This is a genomic window from Shewanella sp. 1CM18E, assembly GCF_023161665.1.
In the GTDB taxonomy this organism is placed as follows: Bacteria; Pseudomonadota; Gammaproteobacteria; order Enterobacterales; family Shewanellaceae; genus Shewanella.
Genome location: NZ_JALNTW010000004.1, coordinates 148,295 through 171,237 on the forward strand (window position 1 = coordinate 148,295; position 22,943 = coordinate 171,237).

At 44.4% G+C, this 22,943-nt stretch carries 15 protein-coding genes and 1 riboswitch; of the genes, 5 read left to right on the top strand and 10 right to left on the bottom strand.

What is annotated here, in order from left to right; translation table 11 throughout:
* Window positions 1-271: 271 nt before the first annotated feature.
* The 9 genes from MSG37_RS07935 to MSG37_RS07975 all read right to left on the bottom strand — a co-directional run bounded on the left by MSG37_RS07935 (window position 272) and on the right by MSG37_RS07975 (window position 15,492).
* Complete coding sequence (locus MSG37_RS07935; RefSeq protein WP_248470051.1) at window positions 272-1,492, bottom strand: phosphoenolpyruvate carboxylase; 1,221 nt, start codon at window positions 1,490-1,492, stop codon at window positions 272-274.
* 1 nt (window position 1,493) lies between these two features.
* Window positions 1,494-2,147, bottom strand: a complete 654-nt coding sequence (locus MSG37_RS07940; RefSeq protein ID WP_248470052.1) for a hypothetical protein — start codon at window positions 2,145-2,147, stop codon at window positions 1,494-1,496.
* Window positions 2,147-5,821: an ATP-binding protein gene (locus MSG37_RS07945; RefSeq protein ID WP_248470053.1), complete on the bottom strand. Its 3,675-nt coding sequence runs from the start codon at window positions 5,819-5,821 to the stop codon at window positions 2,147-2,149. Before MSG37_RS07945 ends, MSG37_RS07940 begins: the two co-directional genes overlap by 1 nt.
* A gap of 370 nt (window positions 5,822-6,191) precedes the next feature.
* Window positions 6,192-7,562, bottom strand: coding sequence for a sodium:alanine symporter family protein (locus MSG37_RS07950; RefSeq protein ID WP_248470054.1), 1,371 nt, complete (start codon window positions 7,560-7,562; stop codon window positions 6,192-6,194).
* A 212-nt stretch (window positions 7,563-7,774) separates the two neighbouring features.
* Window positions 7,775-7,920, bottom strand: a riboswitch (glycine riboswitch).
* A 359-nt stretch (window positions 7,921-8,279) separates the two neighbouring features.
* The gene (locus tag MSG37_RS07955) at window positions 8,280-8,984 is read right to left on the bottom strand and encodes a DUF3581 domain-containing protein (RefSeq protein WP_248470055.1); all 705 of its coding nucleotides are present in this window, start codon (window positions 8,982-8,984) and stop codon (window positions 8,280-8,282) included.
* Window positions 8,985-9,076: 92 nt separating this feature from the next.
* On the bottom strand, window positions 9,077-10,069 hold the full coding sequence (locus MSG37_RS07960; RefSeq protein ID WP_248470235.1) for a sterol desaturase family protein: 993 nt from the start codon (window positions 10,067-10,069) through the stop codon (window positions 9,077-9,079).
* A 62-nt stretch (window positions 10,070-10,131) separates the two neighbouring features.
* The gene (locus MSG37_RS07965) at window positions 10,132-12,378 is read right to left on the bottom strand and encodes a TonB-dependent receptor (RefSeq protein ID WP_248470056.1); all 2,247 of its coding nucleotides are present in this window, start codon (window positions 12,376-12,378) and stop codon (window positions 10,132-10,134) included.
* Entirely contained in the window at window positions 12,378-13,616 is a 1,239-nt protein-coding gene (locus tag MSG37_RS07970) for an imelysin family protein (protein WP_248470057.1), read from the bottom strand. The genes MSG37_RS07965 and MSG37_RS07970 overlap by 1 nt, the downstream gene beginning before the upstream one ends.
* A 115-nt stretch (window positions 13,617-13,731) precedes the next feature.
* On the bottom strand, window positions 13,732-15,492 hold the full coding sequence (locus MSG37_RS07975) for a DUF4856 domain-containing protein (protein ID WP_248470058.1): 1,761 nt from the start codon (window positions 15,490-15,492) through the stop codon (window positions 13,732-13,734).
* Between the two features lie 570 nt (window positions 15,493-16,062).
* Here MSG37_RS07975 and MSG37_RS07980 point away from each other — a divergent pair.
* The 4 genes from MSG37_RS07980 to MSG37_RS07995 all read left to right on the top strand — a co-directional run bounded on the left by MSG37_RS07980 (window position 16,063) and on the right by MSG37_RS07995 (window position 18,959).
* A complete protein-coding gene (locus MSG37_RS07980; protein WP_248470059.1) occupies window positions 16,063-16,818 on the top strand; it encodes a hypothetical protein in 756 nt (251 codons plus the stop codon).
* A gap of 105 nt (window positions 16,819-16,923) precedes the next feature.
* The gene (locus MSG37_RS07985) at window positions 16,924-17,136 is read left to right on the top strand and encodes a hypothetical protein (RefSeq protein WP_248470060.1); all 213 of its coding nucleotides are present in this window, start codon (window positions 16,924-16,926) and stop codon (window positions 17,134-17,136) included.
* Between the two features lie 295 nt (window positions 17,137-17,431).
* Window positions 17,432-17,602, top strand: a complete 171-nt coding sequence (locus tag MSG37_RS07990) for a GNAT family N-acetyltransferase (protein ID WP_248470061.1) — start codon at window positions 17,432-17,434, stop codon at window positions 17,600-17,602.
* Window positions 17,603-17,783: 181 nt separating this feature from the next.
* Window positions 17,784-18,959 (top strand): sugar transporter, encoded by a 1,176-nt coding sequence (locus MSG37_RS07995; protein ID WP_248470062.1) that lies wholly within the window; start codon window positions 17,784-17,786, stop codon window positions 18,957-18,959.
* 68 nt (window positions 18,960-19,027) lie between these two features.
* On the opposite strand, the gene MSG37_RS08000 is transcribed toward MSG37_RS07995, so the two are convergent.
* The gene (locus MSG37_RS08000) at window positions 19,028-19,732 is read right to left on the bottom strand and encodes a glutathione S-transferase family protein (RefSeq protein ID WP_248470064.1); all 705 of its coding nucleotides are present in this window, start codon (window positions 19,730-19,732) and stop codon (window positions 19,028-19,030) included.
* Between the two features lie 632 nt (window positions 19,733-20,364).
* On the opposite strand from MSG37_RS08000, the gene MSG37_RS08005 reads away from it, so the two are divergent.
* Window positions 20,365-22,938 carry a family 20 glycosylhydrolase gene (locus MSG37_RS08005; RefSeq protein WP_248470065.1) on the top strand — a complete coding sequence of 858 codons (2,574 nt, stop codon included), beginning with the start codon at window positions 20,365-20,367 and terminating at the stop codon, window positions 22,936-22,938.
* Window positions 22,939-22,943 lie beyond the last annotated feature (5 nt).

A 22,943-nucleotide genomic window follows, 5' to 3' on the forward strand; every position in this document is an offset into this window, starting at 1 on the left:
GCAAGCGCTTGAAATTAAACAACTTTATAAACCACAAGCTTTAGCGGTTGTGGGCATAACTTTTACACCAGCAACAAAATAGCATCATTTCACACACAGAAAATTAAAAACCGAACAGAGCAAACCGCTAAAACAGGCCAAGTTAAAAGCTGCATTAGCTACAAATAGAACCAAAAACAGAGATCATTTACTACCACAAGCAAAATACACCGATTAATGCTCATAAAAAAAGCACCTTTAAAAGGTGCTTTTTTAGCGTTTATCTGCGCGGCTAAGCCAGCCACAGCTCAACATCTTTAATGATAAAGTTACCGGTATACACTGGGTCTGACTCACCAATATGCTCTAACTCAAAGTAGCGACGGTGCTCTTCAGGCAAGCCTTCGTATCCGCAAATGACTTGGTAAAGCCAAGACTCTCTATCCCAAGGTAGCTGTTGATCGTCAAGGTATTCAAGTGCCGACTGGCTCTTACCTGAGTCAATCACTGCGCAAAAATAACCATCTACCGCAAGCTTTAGCGGGTTATCTGGAATATCAAAATCTTCGGCTTGGGTCAGATCAACAGATACATCTTGCTCGCGCTGTGAGCCCACCTCACTTAAACGATCGATGCGTTTAATACTTGAAACAATCTCAAGTAACTCAGGCTCTAAACCATGATTGCTTACATCCACCGCTGCAGGCGCTAACAATGACTCTGCGAGGTTAAACAGCGCAGGCAATTGCTTATGGCTAACATGATCTGCAGGCTTATAATCTGGATGTAGGTCGGTATATAACAACCAGCCCTTCAGCAAACGGGTACGGCCACGAATTTGGCGAAAACGCCCAAGTAGCTCTAATAGGCGCGCCTGCACCACACTGAGCTCTTGAGTACAATCACTCAAGGTTTCTTGCAGCGTGGTTACCAGCAGCTTACGCAACTCACGGGTATCACCCGCAATCTCACCTAGCTCACTGAACTGGAACATCTCTAAGCCGTTTAGCAACTCGGTCACTTGGCTTTGAGCTAATTCGTTTTCACGAATTTTGGCGTTAATACTGCCAACATAACCAAACTCGTTGTTAATTCGGCTCCACAGCACACGAATCGAATAACGCAGGCCATCAGCAAAGCTATAAACGTGCTCACTTAAATCTGCGAGATAGGCTTCTGATGCGCTGAAATCCACATTATGACGCGCTTCTTTGTAGTGATCTGCCAAGGTTTTAATGGTGGCCAATGACGAGCCAACATTAGAGTCAATTTGACGGTTACGCTCATCACTCAAGGCTTCTTCTAGCAAAGCACGCACTGAACGTTTTAAGCGGAGTTCTTGCTCCGGCGCTGGTCGCCATAAAATATCACTCTTTTGCAGTTTATCGATGACTGAGGCATTAGTCTCATCCACCGACACTGAGCCCGATAAATATACGTCCATCACCAGCTCTGCGTGGCGTCCAAGCTGTTTTAGCAGCTTAACACCCGCTTGGTGTAAGTTACTGCTCATATTAAACCAAATCCCTTTGGGTCGCGGTTTCAGCTTGTGCTTCGAGACTTAAGCCTTCGGTTTCATCGATAAAGCGGATCACCTCGTACAAGTAATCTAACTTACCTGTGGCGATGTAAATCTGCTTTTCACTATTAGGGCGGGTTAAATAGCCCAGCTCAACTAGGCGCTTAAACACCAGTTTGATCTGTGCATCAACGTTAGTACTGGTTGAGCCAAACAAACGGTAGTGGCTGATTTTAGCCAATTGCTCACGAAAGGCTGGTGTGTCTTCAATGCGAGTTTGCAGCTCAGTTAAGCGCACTGCAACCCCTTCTGATAGCGGTGCATCTTGACCACTGCCCTCTTGCACTAACACTAACCACTCCACCAGCGGAATAAGCGCATTACAGATATCTTTAAACTGCGAAGAAATGACCTTGCGCTCGCCATCACCAATTTGCTGATAGCCGCAGAAAAATACTTCGCCTTCACCGGCAGAGCCTATGGTGCGATTAATCTGATTTAAATACTGCTCAACATGCTCACGTGTCGACGGGCTTTTCAGTGCGCGCCAGCCATCTTCGTCTGTGGTGCGACAAATAAACTGACCTTTAAGCAAACGCTCGATTAAAGCGCTAGTACCTACGATGGTAGTTTCGGTTGCTTGGCTCATTACACGGCCTCCTGTGCACGACGCTGATTAAGTTTATCGGCGATAGGATTAACTTGAGGCTTAACCACCTGCAGTTTTTTAGTTTGTTTATTAATGATGTAGCGATTAGCAAACAGGTTCAGTACTTCCGACTCTGGGTTCGGGAATGCACCTAACACTGAAATATTGTTGTTTTCACAGGCATCAAATATCTTCTTCACGTTACCGTGATGCAGTGTACCTAATTCATCAATCGGCCAATGAATGGTGACTTCTGCACGGCCACGTAATAAGCGGGTAAAGGCTAGTAGGAACTTACATAGGATCAGGTATGCCATACCATGACTCGATGATTCGTTTAACTGTCTGTCGGTGCGAATAACTAAGTCACTGTTACCTTCTTTAAGGCGCAGCTCGATTTCAAGTAGCTTAGCAATACCACCTGACAGTGCAGCGCGGCCGATAATATCTAGCGCGCGGCGCATGCTGTTGGTGTAATCCTCACCTGGCAAGTCGTTAAAGCCATCGGCTTTCCAGCGTTTGAAGGCTTTTACAAATAGCTCTAGCTCTGGCCAGAACTCTAATTCGCTAATGCGTGAGCGAATCTTAACTGCTGATTCTGATACACCATCAAGGAACAGCTCTTCACCCACTTCACGGGTAATACGTGCACTTTGCGAGGCGATACGACGGTCAATATCGGCCAAAACATCATAAAACGCGGTTAAGTCGACACCAAAGATCCGCCCTTGCTCACGCAGCGCCATTACCGATTGCGGCACCATCACGTTAAGCAGCTGCTCAAGTTGTGGCACAAGCTTACGGTAATCTAAGATGCGGATGCCTTTGTCGTTTACAAAGCTTGATTCTTCACGGGCGCGCTCCCAAGTTTCAGATAAGCCTGAACCTGATTTGCTGGCAATCACTGAATCAAAGTGCTCAACATATTGCTTTACTGAGCCCATTAATGAATCGCGCTTTAGCAGTTGGTCTTCACCTTGGCGCAAACGCTCAGTTAAGCTGCCTTGAGCATCTTCATTGTTCGGTGGCAGTTTTAGCTCACTCAGCTTACGCATTAAGCTACGCAGTTTAGTGAGATTTTCTGACGCTTCAATTTGCACCGCATCTGACTGCTTACGCTCAGCTTCTAGCTCACTGCGCTGCGCTTTAATCTCATTTGATTTGGCTTTTAATTGCTGCTCTAAATCTAAGCTAGCATGCTTAACCTTACTCAGTTCTGACTGCAGCTTTGGCTTACGCTGTAACCAAGTATGCTGGTACCAATCGTCATAACGCAGTACTTCACTGCGGCGCTGCTCAGCCTTAGCAATATTGCTTTCTAGGCTGCGAATTTCAGCTTTAAGGGCCACGATTTTAGCTTCATCAACACCACGAGATTTAAGCTCGTTTTTGTACCACTGCTCACAGGCTTTTTGCTCGCTGGCAGCATGTTCACGGCGGTGCTGAATGTTAGCTTTCACTTGGCCAAGCTGATTGTCTAATGCGCCAACCACTTCTTGCCAGTAAGCATTCTTTTCCATGCGCGCTTCTAGCGCTTGCTCTTTTTGCTCTTCGAGCCACTCTTGCTGCTGCGCTTGTAGCTGCTTGATATCGCTATCAATACGCGTAAGTTGCTTTTGTGAGGCCGCTTTACGCTCGTTCAGCGCTTGGTTAATCTTTTCTTGCTCGGCGCGCTTATCGTCAAACAAACGGCGTAGGTCGTCACGGCTATTTTTGTAAGCAGTGCGGGCAAACGTCAGTTCACGCAGCAATTTATCTAGCTCAGTATTGGCAGCAACTAACTGATCTTCTGCTTCTGCTTGCAGCTCTTTGGCGCTAGATAATGCTTCTTCGGCTGAGGCATGTTTCACTCTTAGCTCTTGCTCTGAAGCGGCATACTCTGGCGCTTCAATCGCTTTTAAGTCCAGCGCGATACCGTAAAGCGCGTCTAGGTTATCACCACTTAAACTTGGGTGTAGGTCGCTGCGGTGCAGTAGCTCTGAGTTAATCACCTTACCTAAAGTGTTTTCCCAGCCGCTGGCTTCTTTACGTAAAAACTCAAGTAAGGTGTGCGACTGCGGGAACAAAATATGTTGCAGTTCTTCAAGCTCGCTTTGACGCTCAGTTACGCGAATGCCCGCAACGCGCAAGCTCTCATTTGCTTGATCGCGCTTAGCTCTTAGCTTGCGTTCTTCGCTGGTTAAGCGGTCCACCTTAGCGTTACAGGCTTCTTGGTCTTCATCAGCGCGAGATATACGCTCGTCGAACACTGCAAGTACTAACTTCTCATCTTCTGAGTAAGTCACGCTATCAACACGCACTTTAAGCTCGGCTGCATTCACCTTTAACTGGTAGGCTTGCTCACTAAATTGTGCCTGACCTTTTTCGGTCGATTCACGCCACTCTTGCTCAAGCTCGGCAAGTTCACCGCGGCCAACCTCTCTTTGCTTATCGCGAGATTCACGCAAACTATCTTGCTCTTGATGCAAGGTTTCTAACTCGCGGTTTAGACCTTCACCAATTTTGCTACGACGGGCGTTGTATGCTGCTTCAATATCTTGATGCTTTTCAGTTTGTAGCTTATGACGTTCAGTTAAGTTCTCTAAACTGCCGCGCCAGTTAGGCAATTGCTCTAAATCTGCTTTCGCTTGTTCGATGTCTGCATCTTGGAAACTGGCATGCTGATCTTCAATCGCGTCCAGTTCATGCTCACACTTAGCCACATCACCTTTGGCAGCAGACAGATCTAAGCTCAGCTCATCGCGCTGCTCTTTCCAATCTTCATCAAGCTGACGTAACTGGGCATTGAGTGCTTTAGATAGATCTTGATGGTGTTCTTGACGCTCAACTTCTGTGGTTTCATCTTTACTGTAACCACGGCGCAAACTGGCAAGGCGCTGCTCAGTACTTAACAACTGGTCAAATTCTTGCTCTAGCTTTTCAAACTCTGGACGAATTTGCTCGAAGCCTTGAATCAGCTGACTTTCGCGGATCCACGCTTCTACGCGCTGTGGGTTTAAACGTGAGCTTGGTGGATTAACCCCGTCTTCTTCTAAAATGGCAGCGATCATCGATTTGATCGTTTCCATTTTGCCCTCTTTCGAGTGCACCGCTTTCGCTAGCTTTTCAATGTGACGCAGTGAATGCTCAGCTTCACACAGTGAGAACTGACGGGCGTAATTACGTAACTCAGTGCGGTTACTGCCTGTGCTTAATAGCGCGCGATCGTTTTGGATAATCGCTCTAAACTCGCGAGTATTGAGCAGGTTAGTCACCGCAACGCCAGCGCGTTTCATCTCACGGCCAAGTTCCGCCATGGTGTAACACTGAATGCTGTCGCCTTGCTTGGTCTTAATGTAATCATCAAGCTCAAAGCCTTTAGCAATAAAGCGATAGTTTACCCCTTTACCGTCGCCTGCCGATGCCAATACCGCCTGATACGCTAGGCCGTCTGACTTAATGTATTCGTAGATGATAAAGCTTGAATCATGGGGTAAATACCAACGCTCAAAACTATCACGGGTTGATGGCACCACTCGACTTGGGTATTCACCATAAAAAACCGGTACTAAACGCTGCAATGTGGTTTTACCCGATGCGTTAGTTCCGCAAATATTGGTGTGGCCATCCAGCGCCAGTTCAACCACTCCCGGTAGGTGAGTGTCGATAAGTATGATGCGATTTAAGCTTGGCATTGCATTCCTTAATCCAAACAGAGCCGTAACGTGCTACCTCTAATAAGTGCACGTTAAGCGAAAAATGTCAGGTCTAATTTCAGGGCTATAAAAAATTCGATGGTCTCTAAATTAAAGGAAACTGCCACTCTTGGCAATTGTGCCAAAGCGCTATTGGGGCAGTTTTTAAGACCTATTTACTAGAGCGAGATCATACGCGATTTTGGCGTATTTTAATGCTCAATCAATAAGCAGTTAACAAGCGACGCTGGCAATTAAATTCTTTAATACTTTTGAACAAAAACAGCCCAAGAAAAAGCCCGCGTCATAGCTAATGAGGCGGGCCCTATTTAATCAAAGGTACTTACTGCATCTGTGTAAGCTCAAGTACTTAAGCTAATGAGCTCTGAGTCTGCAAAGCTTGTTGCTTAGCAAAGTACTTACGAGTCTCTTTTAAGATAATGTGTCTTAGACCGATTATCGCTATTAGGTTAGGGATGGCCATCAAACCATTTACGGTATCGGCTAGCATCCAAATCACATCCAACTGAATAAACGCACCACCGGCAATTAAGCCTAAAAACACACACTGATAAATTTTAATGCCATTGTCGCCTAAGCGTGCACCGGTTAAGTAATACCAGCAGCGTTCACCGTAGTAGTGCCAACCTAAAATAGTGGTAAAGGCAAAACAAACTAGGGCAATGGTTACCACATATTGGCCAATCACCGCTGAGCCACTAGCAGCAAACGCCGCACTAGTCATGGCTGCACCGGCGGTATCACCGCTCCATACACCTGTGATGATTAATACTAGACCTGTCATGGTACAGATTAAAATCGTGTCAAAGAAAGTACCAGTCATACTTACCAAACCTTGCTCTACAGGTTCGTTTGTCTTAGCCGCTGCTGCGGCAATTGGCGCACTTCCTAGGCCTGATTCATTGGAAAATACACCACGTGCAATACCAATTTGTAATGCCTGCGCGACCGTTGCACCTAAGAAACCACCAGCCGCAGAAATTGGCGTAAAGGCTGAGTGAATAACCAGTTCAAATGCAGGAATGATTTGCTCACTAAAGGTAAATAACACCCATAAACAGGCAAGTACGTAACCTAGCGCCATAGTAGGTACTAACTTTTGCGCCACGTTAGCAATACGCTTAACACCACCTAATGTCACTGCAGCAACCATCAAAGTGAGTATCACAGCAGTTACCCAAGATGGGATCTCAAAAGCAATGGTCATGGCATCGCTAATGGCATTAACCTGCGCAAAGGTACCGATACCAAAAAATGCGACACCTACGCCAAACACGGCAAAGATTTTAGCTAACCACTTAAGCCCTAAACCGCGCTCAATGTAATACATTGGGCCACCAGCAATATTACCTTTAGCATCTGTGGTACGGTATTTTACCGCTAACATACATTCAGCGTACTTGGTCGCCATACCAAAAAAGGCAGCTAACCACATCCAAAATAGTGCCCCAGGGCCACCAATTTTAATCGCGGTTGCCACACCAACAATATTACCAGTACCGATTGTTGCCGATAGCGCAGTACACAGCGCGGCAAAAGATGACAAATCGCCCTTGCCTTGGTTTGGTTTAAACAATAAACCTAAGGCCATTGGCAATTTAAACACTTGAATAAGTTTGAGTCGTAAAGTCAGGTAAAGACCGGTTCCAACCAATAAGCACAGGGTAATAGGTCCCCAGACTATGGCATTGATATCGGCTAAAAGCGCTTGAAAATTCATGGTATTCCTCGAGTATTAAACAACAAAACTCTTTAATTAGAGTTATTAATAATCGGAGGAGGAAAAGAAATGCCTGTTGCTAATCACTAACGAATGCAACGAGCGAATGAGTCGACCTAAGCTAATGAATATTAACCTAAGTAGAAAAAGGCGCAGCGACAAACGACAGTGACCTCAATGTAGCTATATTGAAATATATAACTAGCACAGTCATCCTCTCCTCTGTCCTTTTGCCTGAGCGTTTCGCGTAATCTCTTAGCTAAGTTTAATAGCTGAGATTACACTTTCGCCTTCGGCGCTGTGTGACGATTAAGCTTACGAACACTTAATTGCTCACAGTCTCTCCAGAGGCTCGTCCAGTAACAGTCCTCACCACTAAGTGGCACCTGAAAGAGTGCTTTGTTTGGCTTTACGCCTTACAAAGTTGCCTCGTCGGTGTGGGGTTACTCCCCACTCTCCTGCTACCTTCATCCGAACGGATCCCCAACTTTGGCTAACCATTAGGGCTAGTAAGCGATAGGGACCAGTAGAATGCGCTTTATCAAAAAAGCGCTCAAGTGGTTTAAGTCACATTTTTAAGCTAAATAAGAAGGTTAACGGTTTAATTGCGCAAATTTAATACATACCAGGTACATTTTGCGCAATGACTAGGTGCTAAAAAGCCGCTTAAGCTAATGCTTAAACGGCTTTCGAGGTGTAAAGAATAAGGTGGAGCGATTAACTAAATGCGACTCTGCGGCTCTCGTAGGCATCACACATCTGCAATGCAGACTCTTCTTCGTATGGGCGCAATCCACTCATCACCAGTGTTTTAACGCCAGTACCGACAATGACGTCACCACTGAGTAGCTCAAAGGTTAAGGTCACATCACCACGCTTACCTTCGATTTGTAGGTCTTGCTCCACCAGCTTTAGGCTTACTTCAGTAAAATCTAAAGTGGTTAAGTCAAATGACATGCTCTCGTAGATCACTAACGGGCGAGCAGGATTAATCATCATTTGGTGCTGCTTCATCATAGGCACCAAAATATGCATAAAGTTAAGCCCTGAAAACGCCACATATTTGCGAATAAATGACTCGATTTGCGTTTCACAATAACGCACATCACCGCTACGATGCACTTCAAGGTAACATTTGTCTTTATTGTCACGAATATCAAAATCTTCAGCTACATCATCAGGAAACTGTAACTGCACACCATCGCCAACCATACCAGCGAAGTTAAACGTCATTTTCTGGCTTAAGCCGTATTGATTAAGGACTAAGGCAAATAACAAATCTCCGGGTACACAAAAACGCTTTGCCGCCACATCGTGGATAGGGTTGAAGTCTTGAGCAATGCTTTTAGCAAAATCACTGGCCTGGGTCGGAGTGATAGTAACTGACTGGTTTTCTTTTTTAAAATAAGTACTTAAAAACATATTCACTCAAATTATTCATTAGCCATAAAAATAGTGCGTCAGTGTATACCAAGTTTTGCTTTTGACTCACCCGATGAGCTGGTCACCAGTGGCTAAGACGGCTGGTTGCGCTGCCAAATACGGCTAATTGTTTGCCGGCAGCGATTAAAGATTTGCTTAAAGGGATCGCTATAAATGCCCCATAAACTATTGTGACCAGTGAAATTACCCACGCCTAAGGTTAACTTGCTGACACTACTCGCTTTAATCAAACACCCTAAAGCGCGATCCCAAATAGCCAGCGCCGACCCGAGGTTTGTATCGCGATGCTCTATGGCAGCACTATGGTGAACCTGATGCTGTGCAGGGCTAATAAACCAGTTTTCTAGCTTATCCCCCCAGCTGAGCCAAATATGGCTATGGCGTAAGTTGGCACCAAGTACATTAAAGGCGAACACAAATACATTAGCGCCAAGTACGTCGTACATTTTCAGTGTTGGGCCAAATATGGCGTAACCTATCCCCACAGCAACGCCTTGGGATAGCGCCATTCGGCAACCATAAAGATAACTTTCGACAGGGTGGGTGCGGTAAATAGTAAAAGGTGTAAGCACTGTGGCTGAATGATGCACTTTATGAAATTGCCATAACCAAGGCACTTTATGCAAAATGTAATGCAGTAAAAAGCGGCTGAAATCATCAAGAATAAACAGCAATATGGTGAACAGACTCATCACTAGCCATGGCGCAACATCTAACATCAATGCGCCACCAAATAGTGACTCTAATGCCGATGACACACTTAACGCTACAGGCACCATAGTGAGCATTAACGGTGCAAATAACGCAGCTTTAATCAGTTTATTCAGCACAAACAGTTGATAATCAAGTTTGGCTGAAGCAGCTAAAAATACTTCCTTAGGCAGTAAAAATGCCGCAAAGCCTTTAATACCTCTTGTTGCTACGCCATCAGCTTTGGTCGCTGCAAAATACACTGGCAGTGCTAATACTACCGCGCCGATTAAATAGCCGATAAAGATCCGCTTACTGCTATCAAAAGGATAGTTAAGCAGATCGCCTAAATTGATATTAAAAAACGTAATAATGGTGTCGATACGATACTCCAGTATCAAACTGGCGGTGGCTTAACTAAACCACCGCCGACTGCTTAAAAGCGGTATTGATAACCCACTTGAAATTGTTGTGGCTTGCTTGGTCTTGCCCCGTATGGGCGGCGACTGACAATTTCTTGGGTATCAAACAGATTATCCGCTTTAACGTACACAAGGCCGTATTGGTTAAAGTTATAACTTGCTGACATATCAACAACAGTAAGCGCTTCGGTTGTACTGCCTGAAAGCACCACACCTTCACCAGAAGCTTCTTTCATCTCACCAATGTAACGCACTATCATGTTAACGTCCCACTGATCACTCACTAGACCAAGATTGACTGCTAGTTGATTCTCCGGCAAGTAAGGCAGCTCGTCACCTGCAGTGACATCACCCCACATATCAAAACCTGACTCAAAGCTAGTTTTAAACTCTGACTGAGTATAGGTATAAGACAATGACATAGGCAGATCGATATCGTCGGTTAAGCTAATGCTATAACCAGAGGTGAGCTCAAGGCCTAAGATATCAACTTCACCACCGTTAAACTCTGTGTCGTCATCGCTACCACAGCTTGAGAATTGGCAGCCTTCTTTAAGATTACTGATGTCGTTAAAGAAACCGATAAGTTCTAAGTTAAAGTTACCATCGTTATAACGGCCACCTAACTCGTAGTTAATGCTGCTCTCAACTTCAAGACTTGGATCTTGCTTAGGGCTGGTTGGCAAAAAGCCTTCATGCACACCAAACAACAAACCGGCATTATCCGATAAGGTGTAAAACGCACTAAAGCTTGGTAACCAAACACGCGTCGTTTTATTTAGGTAGTTGAGTTCTTCACCGGGCGCGCGGTTTTGATAGTGAGCGTCAATGAATTCACCACGAACACCCGCTGTAATATCTAGCGCACTAATGCTGATAGTGTCTTGTAGATATACCGACCAAGCATCGGTTTTTTCACGATCCGTTGTTGATGCTTTAGTCTCACTGCCATCACTAACAAGATTCGCTTGCTGCATTAAGTAAACATCAGTGGTGTGATTACGCTCAATTTGGTCTTGATGAAAACGTACACCCGTTGCGAACTGATGTTCTAGACCAAATAGTTCCAACTGCAAGTTCAGATCAGACTGAATACCTTGCGAGTAATAGGTTCGGTCGTTATTACCTAAAATCAGCTTTTGCGCCTCAGTGACTGAGTCTTGGCTACCTGTCAGGATATTGTAAAAGGCGCGAGTATCCTCGTTTTTATCTGGGTTAGCTAAGATCTCTTGTAAACTTTCATAAGTATTATCAAACTGCTTGAAGCCGTTAATTTTGTACCAAGCGCGGTCAAAGTCATTACGATATACACGGGTGGTTACATCAAAATTATCACCAGTAATAAAGTGATTGAACTGCACCTGAGTATGCTCCCAATCCATGTTATCCAGTTGGCTAGCAACATAGCGACGGTTTGGATTAGCGGCAAAATCATCATCGGTAAGACCTAAATAGGTTTCATCAGAGGTTTCATCGGCATAAGCTAGCTTTAGCTCGAATACTTGATCAAACGCATCACCCGCTAAGTCATAACGCAGCTTAGCCATAATATCGTTTTTCTCAAAACCAGTATTACCGCCACCATCTAACTCTTTAAAACCATCGGCACGCATATGCACGCCTTCAATTAAAAAGCCAAAGTTGTCGATAGTATTACCGTAATAGCCGTGAGCTTTTGCAAAGCCATCACTACCAGCAGAGACATCGATTAAGCCTTCACTGCTTTGTGGTACCGCGCGGGTTACCATGTTCAGCGAGCCTGCCACCGTATTTGGGCCGTACTTAATCGCTGCAGGGCCTTTAAAGACTTCAATAGCGGTCATTTTTGAGGTCATTGGAAAATAATATGCAGAAGCTGCTGAATATGGCGCAGGACCAATGAGCACCCCATCTTCCATGATATTAATTTTTTTACTACGCTCAGGTGTTGCGCCGCGAAAACCGATGTTAGGGCGCAAGCCATAGCCATCCTCTTCACGAATATTCACCCCAGGTACGCTGTATAATACCCGGTTAATATCATCAAACTTAAACTGCTCAAGTTCTAGCTCATCAATCAAGGTCGCCGAGCCTGTTTGCTTGCTTAAACGTGCATCATGACCAATGATCTGCATCTTTTCGATATAACTGTCATTCACGCTGGTTTTATCGGAGTCTGCAGCGGTATTGCTGTCTTTATCAGCCGCTGACACTTGGCTCACTAACGCCAGTTGAATGGCAATAACAAGACTAAGTTTTTTCCCTATTGCAAGATTGTTCATTAGTCGTTATCTCCAGCTGAAGTTTGTGGCAGCTCTAGCGCAAGTGAATTAATAAACTCATTCTTAAGCTTATCGGTTACCGCTTTAACATCGTCATGGGTTGAAGCGACTTGCTCTTCATCACTCACCAACGTGTCAGCTAAACTGGTTTGGTAACTGCGGCTATTGGCAAGCGCAGTGGCAATACGTTCACGCAGGGCTGTTGCTGTATCGGCATCGTTTTCATCAATCAAATAGTCATCAAAGCCTAACCCTTCATTACCCGAAAACAGCGCGCTAAGGGCTTCAAGGTTACTGCTGATATTTTCAATTGAATGGTTTGCTAGTGGAGATTCAACATCTTCCGGACAAACACTGCTGCCACAAATGTTGGCAAATTTGCCTAATGGTACTGCCAACTTGCGATCTTTCGTCACGCTGTCGATATAAAACAGTGCATCAGAGAGTTTATTGACGGCTTCATGCACTGTAGCAAAGCTACTACCCGCCTCACCCGCTTGCTTTAAGCTAGCGCCATAGCCGTTATCACCACTCCACTCGATAAGTAACTGCTGAGCGTTATTATTAATATCTTTTGCAGCTTCAACTGCAAACTCACAGCGGGCGACTCGACGGTCATCGTCAGTGCGATTATCCCAGCCAGCAGGCGTTGAGTTACCAGTACAGCTATGCTCAAAGCTTGGGTTAAATAGCAAATATTCAAGCGCCACCATGCCTTTACGTGCAGGTGTGCGAGAAGCTATGTCGTAGGGCGTGCCGTTAATGTCATTGTTTTCAAATGAGACAACATCAAGATCGACACCACAACGACTGGTTACCGGCCAAGAATAGATTTTATTGCGCAGTGCGCCATCATCGAATGTTAGCGGGCCAAGCTGCATCATTTCAGCTTGTTGCCATACCGACATAGTATTGCGCCAACTTTGCTGCGCTGTGGCTGAAGTTTGGGTTAACTCGGTATTATCGCTTGGGTCTTGCTCGAAAGCTTTTGCTACTGAGCAATAAGCGCTAATGTCGCTGATTTGCTGATTACTGACGCTAACGAATTGCTCAAAAGTAGGAGTGATGACACCGTCAACTAGGTTAACAATAAGTGCTTTTTGGTCAAAATCTGAAGTGGTATTGTCTTGATTGCCGTAGTCTGCACCGGCGTCACTGCTAGTGCTTTCATTACAGCCGCTAAGTAATATGCCCATTAAGGCAACACTTAACACTGAATAGCGGGGATGGCTTGTCATAGTTTTCCCTTAGTACTTTAGAAAGTAATTAAATAAAAGTACAAAAACAACAAAAGCTCGGCACCTTACGATGCCAAGCTTTTTACCTTAAAAGGTGTTAATTAACGGTGGTGGATTACCAGTTAGCAACATTGTCAGCGTCAAGCTCATAGCTTGCTTCCAAGATATCGCGCGCTTCGCTCAACTCTGCAATATAAGCATCCACATCACCAGTTAGCACAGGCTCTTCACCCATCAACTCGTGTAGTTTCACAAAGTCTGCATCAGTGATACCTGCGTATTCACTAAACTGCAGGCCCAGTGCAAAACCTTTCATTTCAGAGTAATGCTTAGCAAGATTTTCATAGTTGAAGTCTGCACTGTCACCACCATCTGCAAGTGGCGCAAGATCAGCAGTTACGTCGTTAATGTAGTGCACAACTGTTGCAACAATTGCACGCTCCCAAGCATCAAGACCTGTCATAGCAAAGCCTTTAAGCTCTTCAAGTTGTGCATCAGTTAGTGCTTGTGGAACGTTATCGTTGATCAGCTTACGACCAGCAATAAAGGCCTCCATAGCTTGCTTGGTGTAATCAGTTGCCGCAGCATTGTCAGCGGTACCTAAGTCACGCTTAGCAGCATTAACTGACTGGCCAAAGTTGTACTCACTACGTAGGTCAATTTTGCCGTCAGCGTCAGTGTCGTGCGAGCCATTCCAGTCACTACGACCATTACCGTCAGCAACCTTACCGGCGATTTCTACATCGCTGTATTCTAGGTAGTTAACTGCAGCGCCAAAGTAGCCAAAACCTTCATCGAACTGGTGTTCAAGGTTTGTATATGGCTTGCTTGCATCACCTTTAGCAGGTCCAGTGTTATCGGTTCTTAAACCCTTACCATCAGTATCTACACCAAAGTAATCATCAGATGATTGTGAGTACGCCACTGACATTAATAGGAACTTTTGAATTAACTGTGCTAAATCGACGCCATTTTCATCAACGTAAACTTTAGCGATATCTTTACCAAGTACGTCTTTACGTACGCTACCGTTAATTTTATCAACAGCGTTATCTGCTAAACGATCAAACAAAGCTGCAACTAAATCTGTAGGTGTGGTAGAGCCCGTTGCTCCCCAACCGGCAAATGCGCCATTGTTCCAATCTTTATGCTGACCACCTGTATCGTTACCAGCAACTTTTTCTAAAATGCTCTTATAACCTGTGATATCTGATAACAGACCATCTTTTGAGTTATCGATGAAAGTGATAGCAATATCATCGTACTCAGTGTCTTTGTCTGGACGATAGAAGTAGTTAAGCTTTGCAAGAACGGCAGCTTTATCTGCTAAGTTACCAGCATCCACATCAGCTTCTAGCTGATTTTTGATGTAGTTATTCAGCTCTGCAATTAGTACATGACGACCTGTTTGCCCTGTATAAGCCACACTTGAATCACCATCAATAAGCTTGCTGTCAAAGGTGTAACGATCCATTACATCGTTGATAGTAATAGTCACTGTTTTAGTAAAGCTGGCATTGTTGTTGTCCGTTACAGTTAACTCTGCTTCAAGCTCTAGAGACTCCGCACCGTCTGCATCTAACACCAAGCCATCTGCAAGTTGCAGCGTATTGCCTTCAATAACAAACTGATCACCGGCAACGGTAAATGTATGTGTATCACCGCTATCAGCATCAACTGCAGATAGCGTACCTACAACTGCATTAGCAGTATTTTCGTCAACGGTAACATCAGACAAAACAACATCTGTTGGGGTGCTGTTTGCTGGTGCAGGCTCGGGAGTTGGAGATCCATCAGAATCAGAACCGCCACAAGCCGTTAATAGCCCCATAGAAAGTGCTATTGTCGTTGCCAAAATCGATTTTTTCAGTTGCATACAAATACCTTAATATTGCTAAAAGTTTAGCGACCAATGAATGTTAACAATTGTGATTTACATTTATGCTACACGAATACAAATGATAATACATCCCATTTACATAATTGATATTGTGTTTCTCATAGGCGCTAATAGAACTGATGTAAAGATGCCGGATAGTTTGTAGGGATATAAATCGAAGATTGACCAAGTTTAACGGTCTCTTAATTAGTTAAACCGTAACTAAACCTCCTATTGATTGAAGATCTGCTAACTATGCGGCGGGGATTGGAACTCAAACACAATATTTCAACTCGTCATAAAACTGAGTAAATAAACTGTAAATCAGTCGGTGCTCTATGCTTGGTTTCGCTAAAAGCGCATTCATTATTGGTTTATTGGGGCGAGTAAACTTCAAGTCAAAGTTGATGAATTGACGCGGAAAAGCTGTCAAGTCTATGCGTCAAAATTTACATTAATGCTAACAACAATCTGTTTAAAAAAATCGCTATTACCACCAACGCAAACAATGCTAAATTGACGTCAATATTGGTTTTTATCTATTTTTGTATAGAGAGTTGTCGATTTATGGATACTAAATTCAAAGTACTAGCTGTCAGTTTGTTATGTCTAAATATCAGTGGCTGTGAATATATCGACAATATCTTGCATCCAGATGATGACGATGATGAAGTTATCGTCGATGACCAGTTCAGAAGTGCCGCGCAACAGGTAGGCCTATCTGACGCCATTATTACTCGCTTGTGCACTGCCACAGACAAGATTAGTGTCAAATGTATAAGCCGATTAAATGACGAAACCAACCAGCAAGAAGTGAGAGTTGAGTACGCGTACAATGATGTGCTGCACAAAAATGATTACGCCAAGAGCACGACAACATCAAGAGTCATCTTCAATCTGCCGGCAGATAGTGCAATCGCCAACTTCACTTTTGAAAACAGCCGCGATATTGAGTTCGATGAAGGTTATCAATACACCGCTGACGAACCTGCTAATTTTGCAGTAGCGACATTGGTCAACAATCAAAACGAGGCAATAGCTGAACTGACAAATAGCTCAGTGACAACTGAAGTGTCTGATTCAAAATTATCAAATATTTCAACGGCATCATTAACTAATACAGATTACCCACTGAGCGAGGCGCAAGACTTGGTTAATGCTGCCAGCTCCATCTTGTTTCCAGAGCTAATCCTCAATGTAACGAGCAGTTCTGTCACTATGCCGACTGATGCCTCATTTGAGATGTTTACTGCAGGTCACAGTGCAATTTTGTCTCATTACTCTGTTACCTTTTCAACGGCGATCGAGCAAAGTTGGTTCTAGCTAGGACTGCAATAGTAGACTTTTATCGTCCTAGACTAAGGGTTAAGGATTAGGTATTGGGTATTAGAGATTGAGCGGCTAAATACTCGTTACTGGAGATATAAGATGAAAATAACAGTCACCGATGATGACAACACCGCAAACGTTAATGCATTAATTGCTGGGGTGCGCCAGTTCAATGCAGATCATATGGGGCCAGAAACCTCTCAGCCACTTTCTGTAGTCGCCCATGACGCCAGTGGAAAGTTAATCGCTGGCGTTGCCGGATGCACCATCTATGACAACTTCTTGAGAATACCAATCAGTATAAGAAGTTGATCTACTCAGAGCATTTTTGGCAAACTAATTCAAGGCGAATAGCTGAAAGAATGGTTGCTCCCTTTTGAAGTTATTCAACGCAGAAGTAGGCAGCCAAAAACGCTCCAGAATGGCGAGTTTTAGCGGCTCTGATACTGCGTTAACAAGCTTAAACGTAGAATAACTATGCTCTTCACTCGTTGCCTTGCCTCAGAACCGCTAAACTCTCGCTGAGCGATCAAATCTTTATACTGATTGGTATAATGTTTTGTGGGTCGATGAGCAACAAAGACGTTCTGGGATAGGTAAGAAACTAATGCAATATGCTGAGACTGAGGCTAAAAGTCGCGGCTGCATCATGGCGCAAGTCGATACCTTGTCATTTCAAGCGCCGCTGTTTTACCAAAAACTCGGCTTTGAAATTATCGGTACTGTACCGGGAACAGATAAAAGTCCTGAGCGTTATTTTTTATTGAAGAAGTATTAAAAGGTTCTAGGGCCTGGGGTTTGGGGTTTGAGTTCTATGCGATATTTAAATCTCCCTTCAGTCAAAGCGCCACTCTGCTCACAAATCACACATTTTGCGTTACCACTCTCATTTAGCTACTCGCCAAAAAACTGATTTAAGCGTAGACTTTGCGCCCTTTTAATTTTGGATCTTCGCTTCAATGAAACAGCGCCTTGTCACTTGGGCTCCGGTATGGTTATTAGCACTTACCGCCTTTGTCTTTGTTTCTACTGAATTTGTGCCAGTGGGCATTTTAGCTGCTCTTGGGCAGAGCTTTAATATGAGCGCTGTGGCCGTTGGGCCAATGCTTACCGTTTATGCCGCCGTTGTTGCACTCGCTTCCCTGCCTGCAGTACTGCTATTTGCGCGCTTTGAACGTAAAAAGCTGTTACTTGGTTTAATGTCTGTGTTTATCATCAGCCATGGCATTTGTGTGTGGGCACCCAGCTACGACATTTTACTGTCAGGCCGTGTTGGTATTGCTTTAACTCATGCACTTTTCTGGGCGATCGCCCCAGCCCTTGTGGTGAGATTAGCACCTGAAGGCCAAGGGGCTAAAGCCTTAAGCATTTTTGCTACCGGTTGTGTACTGGCTTTGGTGTTAGGTATTCCCTTAGGTCGAGTCATAGGCCAATTAGTTGGCTGGCGTAGCATCTTTGGTTTAATTGCCGTGCTAACGCTGATTATGATGCTACTGCTGTGGCGCGGACTACCAAACTTACCAGCAACTCATGGTGGTAGCTGGCGCAGTTTACCTGCACTAGCGCGCAACAAAGCCTTACTTTGGCTTTACGCATTAACTATGGTGCTGGTAACCGCTCACTACAGCGTTTACACCTATTTAGAACCCTTACTGCAAGAGCATTTTGGTTATTCGGCCAATATTACCACCATGATTTTGTTGATTTTTGGTGCTGCTGGCCTAATTGGCAGTGCGCTATTTAGTCGCTATCAAGGCAAATATGCTCAGCAATTGCTAATAATTGCCATTGTCATTTTAGGTAGCTGTATGGCGATTTTACCTTTTATTGCCAGCTACATTTGGTTGTTATTGCCACTGTGTATTTTATGGGGTACCGGCATGATGCTAATGTGCTTATCACTGCAATCAAAAGGCTTAAAACTCGCTCCAGATGCCACCGATGTCGCCATGGCGATTTACTCAGGTCTCTTCAACGTGGGCATAGGTAGCGGCGCATTAATTGGCAGTATTATTGCGGCCAGATTTGGGGTGATTCAAAACAGTAATTGGGCAGCATTAATCGTTATTATTGCAATTATTCCGCTACTTTGTTTGCTCAAAGCGAGACGCGCAGAGCTTGTAAAAGCCCACTAATAAACAACTCTTCAAATCCGAAAAATAAAGGCGATACTCATAAGAGCATCGCCTTTTTGATAAAACCTTTAGCCACAACACGAACTTGATGCGCAGCCATTTGATAATGCCACGGCTTCAGTGCCATTAATTAGGCTCGCTAGATAGGTATTTTTTAGGTAAAAACTGCTAAAGGTCTCGACAAAGTTTTCCGGTACAGTTTTGTCGGCTAACCCCGAATCAATCAGTGCCGCTTGCCACTTTTGTACTTTCGGGTAACCCGCTAACATATCAAAGCCAGAACAATTACGGATCACCGCAGCGCGATGCAGTAACGGCAGCCAGGCAATATCAACATTAGAGATATAATCGCCTTTAAAAAACATGCTTTCAGCTAATTGATTTTCAGCTTTAGCAAAAGCTTTGGCCAAGTTAGCGAGTCGAGTTTCAAATGTCTGTTGGTCTTTGCTTCCCATAGTGCCGCATTGTGGCATATAGTGTTTACTCGCCTGATACGACCAAGCTCGGTCTAACGCTTTTTGCTCAGCCGACACTTGCTCAATTGGCGCATATTTATCATCTAAGTACTCAACAATAGCATCAGACTCAAACAGTACAGTTTTATCTTCAGTCACTAGCACTGGTACTTGGCCATTAGGCGCAATATCTAAAAACCACTGCGGTTTATTACTGAGTTCAATGTATTCAATTTCGAATGGGATATTTTTCATTATTAGCGCCCCCATAACACGTTGTACAAATGGGCAGTTTTTAAAGCTAATTAGTTTGATCATTTAGGCTCTCCGAATGAGTCATCTGTTATTGATTACTCCCTTAAGACGAGCCGCTTTCTAAAAAGACGAAATAAAATTGAAAACTTTATTCTAGCGCCGTCACTCTGCTGGTTAATGCGCTAAGTAAACTCAGTTTATCCTCTAAACTTGTCACTTTTTCTCTGGCTACTATTCACTAACCACAGGCAATTATGCATCGTTTTTTTAGTTCTAAAACACGACAACTATGGAATTAATTTCAGTTTAAGCATAGCCACTTACACTGCGTTAACAACAAATTGACAGCGCTGTCACTTTGGCGTATATCTAGCCAAGATTACATTTTTGTTAAAAGACGGAAGCTTTTAATAAGCGCGGCACCGACACTTAAGATTATACGATTACCACTAACGAGTAATTATGGTGTTAGCTAGCAACAGATAGCTTTAACACTCGGTGAAGCAAGGATAGGCCTAGTCATTGATTGCTAGAAATAATGAGCAATCATATGCGGTATGGCTCGCCACTTACAAAAGCTAACTCTATTTCGACAGCTAATAAACAGGGCTGGAGCCATCGCTTATATCAAAGGCGCGAGCTGTTAGACCCCCTATCAATTAGCCAATAGTTAATTTCATGATTTAGGAGTGTAAGTGAATATTTTAAAAGGATTGCTACCTTTAACGGTTGCACTATCGAGCCTAAACGTATCGGCAGATTTTAGCCAAGCGGAACTTAACGAGTTCGCAGATAAAACGAGCTGGTCATGGCAAGTCGTCGATAACTACCATAATGGTGATAAGTCGCACCTTGCCAATATCGAGCTAATTAACCAGTCTAATGTTGATTTACCTGCAGGGACGGCCGACTGGGTGATCTATACCAATGTGATCCGCCCGATTCTAACTAAAGAGTCTGAAGGTTTAGCTTTTCAATTTGTCCAAGGCGACCTTTATAAAATCACTCCTACGGCAAACTTCAAAGGCCTAAAAGCGGGTGAAAAGCTAACCATAGCATTTGAAGGCGAGAGCTGGGCATCTTCTTATAGCGACTTTATGCCTAGAAGCTTTATCACCCAAAACTCACTTACTCCTGCGGTTTTTAGCTCAACCGATACCGAAGATAGCAGCCAATATATCAAGCCACTGGATAAACCTGAGCAGTACCAGCGTTATAGCAGCCCTAAAGATCACTGGGAAAGACCCACAAGTGCTTGGCGATATGATCGTTACAGCGCGACTCAAGAGTATGCGCTAACAGAAGAAGCAGCCAAGCGAGTCATCATCCCCACCCCAAACCAGGTTAAGTATCGTAGCTCAAGTACACAGTTAACTGCAGACTGGCAGATCTCCTATCAAGGAAGTCTTAAGTCAGAAGCAAACTTGCTCGGCGATACCTTAGATAGCAAGCTAAATGGTTCGTTAAAAGTCACACCAAACAACTTACCAGCCCAAGATAAAAAACTGATTTCATTGTCGATTTATGACGGCGATGAAGATTGGGCAGCTGAAAGCTACAGCTTAGAAGTTGAAAAGAATCGTATTGAAATTATTGGTGCTGATAACGCTGGCGTATTTTACGCGATTCAAAGTTTGTTAAGCCTGACCCCAAGCGGCACTCATAGCCAAATTGAATTACCTCGCCTAAGCGCCAATGATGCGCCGCAATACGAATGGCGCGGCTTTATGTACGACATGAGTCGCAACTTCCACGGCGTAGAGATCACTAAAAAGCTTATCGATCAAATGGCGCACTACAAGCTCAACAAGTTGCACCTGCACTTAACCGAAGATGAATCATGGCGAATAGAGATTGAAGGGCTACCTGAGCTAACAGATTTAGGCAGTCAGCGTTGTTTTGATTTATCAGAAACAGAATGTATGTTGCCAACACGCGGTTCTGGGCCTTTTAAAACGTCACAAACCAATGGTTTTTATAGCAAACAAGAGTTTGTCGATATTCTTAAATACGCCAAAGAGCGTCATATCGAAGTGATCCCTGAGATTGATATGCCGGGCCATGCTCGCGCTGCAATTAAGGCGATGGAGCTTAGATACGATAAATTGTTAAAAGCCGGCGATGAAGCTGCAGCCAACGCGTATCTGCTATCAGATCCTCTCGACAAATCTGTGTATTCAACGATGCAATACTTTACCGATAACTCCATCAATGTATGTATGGATTCAACCTACAATTTTGTCGATAAAGTTGCCTACGAGCTACAGCAGATGTACCGCGAGGCGGGCTTAAAACTCAACAATGTGCATATTGGTGGTGATGAAGTAGGCGTCGGTTCTTGGACCGCCTCTCCTGTTTGTAACCAGCTATATCAACAGATTGGTAGCGGAGTAAAAGGCCCAGCAGATCTAAAAGCCTACTTCACTCGCCGAGCGGCGGAAGTATTGGCTGCTCGAGGCCTGAATATTTCAGCTTGGGAAGATGGCATAATGTACGACAGAATCACGCCTTTCCCTATCGAGCAATTCCCTAACGATAAAGTCTTTGTGCACGCATGGGATAATATTTGGGAATGGGGCGTATCAGATCGCGCCTATCGACTCGCCAATGAAGGCTACCACTCGATTCTTTCAATGGGCACGCACTTGTACTTTGACCACCCGCAAGAGCCAGATCCAACTGAGCGTGGCCTATACTGGGCTGCACGCTATACCGATGTCGAAAAGGTATTTAACTTTATCCCAGAGGATGTTTACGCCAATGCCGACTTCACCCGCTCAGGAGAGCCAATTACCAACCTAGAAGATCTAGTGGGTCGCGCGTTGCCGCAACTTAACAAGCCAGAGAATATCGCCGGTATTCAAGGTCAGGTATGGAGTGAAACTATCCGTACCCCAGAGCAACTAGAAGAGATGGTGTTCCCGCGTATTATTGCGTTAGCTGAGCGCGCATGGCATAAAAATACCGTGCCTGCTAACGAGCAACAACAAAAAGCGCGTCAGTGGGCAGAATTTGCCAGTGTGTTAGCGCAAAAGGAATATCCAAAACTTGCAGAAGCGGGGATCAGCTTTTATCTGCCCATTCCTGGCGCTAAGCGCATTGACAATCAGGTGCACATCATTAGTCAATTGCCAGGCTTAACCATTGAGTACAGCCTAGATAACGGCACCAGTTGGCTGGAATATCGCGAGCCAGTGCAGCAATCGGGAACCATGCAAGTACGTTCTCGCTCTGGCGAACACACTAGCCGCGTCGGTTATTTTGAATAGCTCAA

Excerpts from the sequence above, each read along its gene's own strand:
- MSG37_RS07935 (WP_248470051.1), bottom strand. The coding sequence starts at position 1,492 with ATGAGCAGTAACTTACACCAAGCGGGTGTTAAGCTGCTAAAACAGCTT.
- MSG37_RS07940 (WP_248470052.1), bottom strand. The coding sequence starts at position 2,147 with ATGAGCCAAGCAACCGAAACTACCATCGTAGGTACTAGCGCTTTAATC.
- MSG37_RS07945 (WP_248470053.1), bottom strand. The coding sequence starts at position 5,821 with ATGCCAAGCTTAAATCGCATCATACTTATCGACACTCACCTACCGGGA.
- MSG37_RS07950 (WP_248470054.1), bottom strand. The coding sequence starts at position 7,562 with ATGAATTTTCAAGCGCTTTTAGCCGATATCAATGCCATAGTCTGGGGA.
- MSG37_RS07955 (WP_248470055.1), bottom strand. The coding sequence starts at position 8,984 with ATGTTTTTAAGTACTTATTTTAAAAAAGAAAACCAGTCAGTTACTATC.
- MSG37_RS07965 (WP_248470056.1), bottom strand. The coding sequence starts at position 12,378 with ATGAACAATCTTGCAATAGGGAAAAAACTTAGTCTTGTTATTGCCATT.
- MSG37_RS07970 (WP_248470057.1), bottom strand. The coding sequence starts at position 13,616 with ATGACAAGCCATCCCCGCTATTCAGTGTTAAGTGTTGCCTTAATGGGC.
- MSG37_RS07975 (WP_248470058.1), bottom strand. The coding sequence starts at position 15,492 with ATGCAACTGAAAAAATCGATTTTGGCAACGACAATAGCACTTTCTATG.
- MSG37_RS07980 (WP_248470059.1), top strand. The coding sequence starts at position 16,063 with ATGGATACTAAATTCAAAGTACTAGCTGTCAGTTTGTTATGTCTAAAT.
- MSG37_RS07985 (WP_248470060.1), top strand. The coding sequence starts at position 16,924 with ATGAAAATAACAGTCACCGATGATGACAACACCGCAAACGTTAATGCA.
- MSG37_RS07990 (WP_248470061.1), top strand. The coding sequence starts at position 17,432 with ATGCAATATGCTGAGACTGAGGCTAAAAGTCGCGGCTGCATCATGGCG.
- MSG37_RS07995 (WP_248470062.1), top strand. The coding sequence starts at position 17,784 with ATGAAACAGCGCCTTGTCACTTGGGCTCCGGTATGGTTATTAGCACTT.
- MSG37_RS08000 (WP_248470064.1), bottom strand. The coding sequence starts at position 19,732 with ATGATCAAACTAATTAGCTTTAAAAACTGCCCATTTGTACAACGTGTT.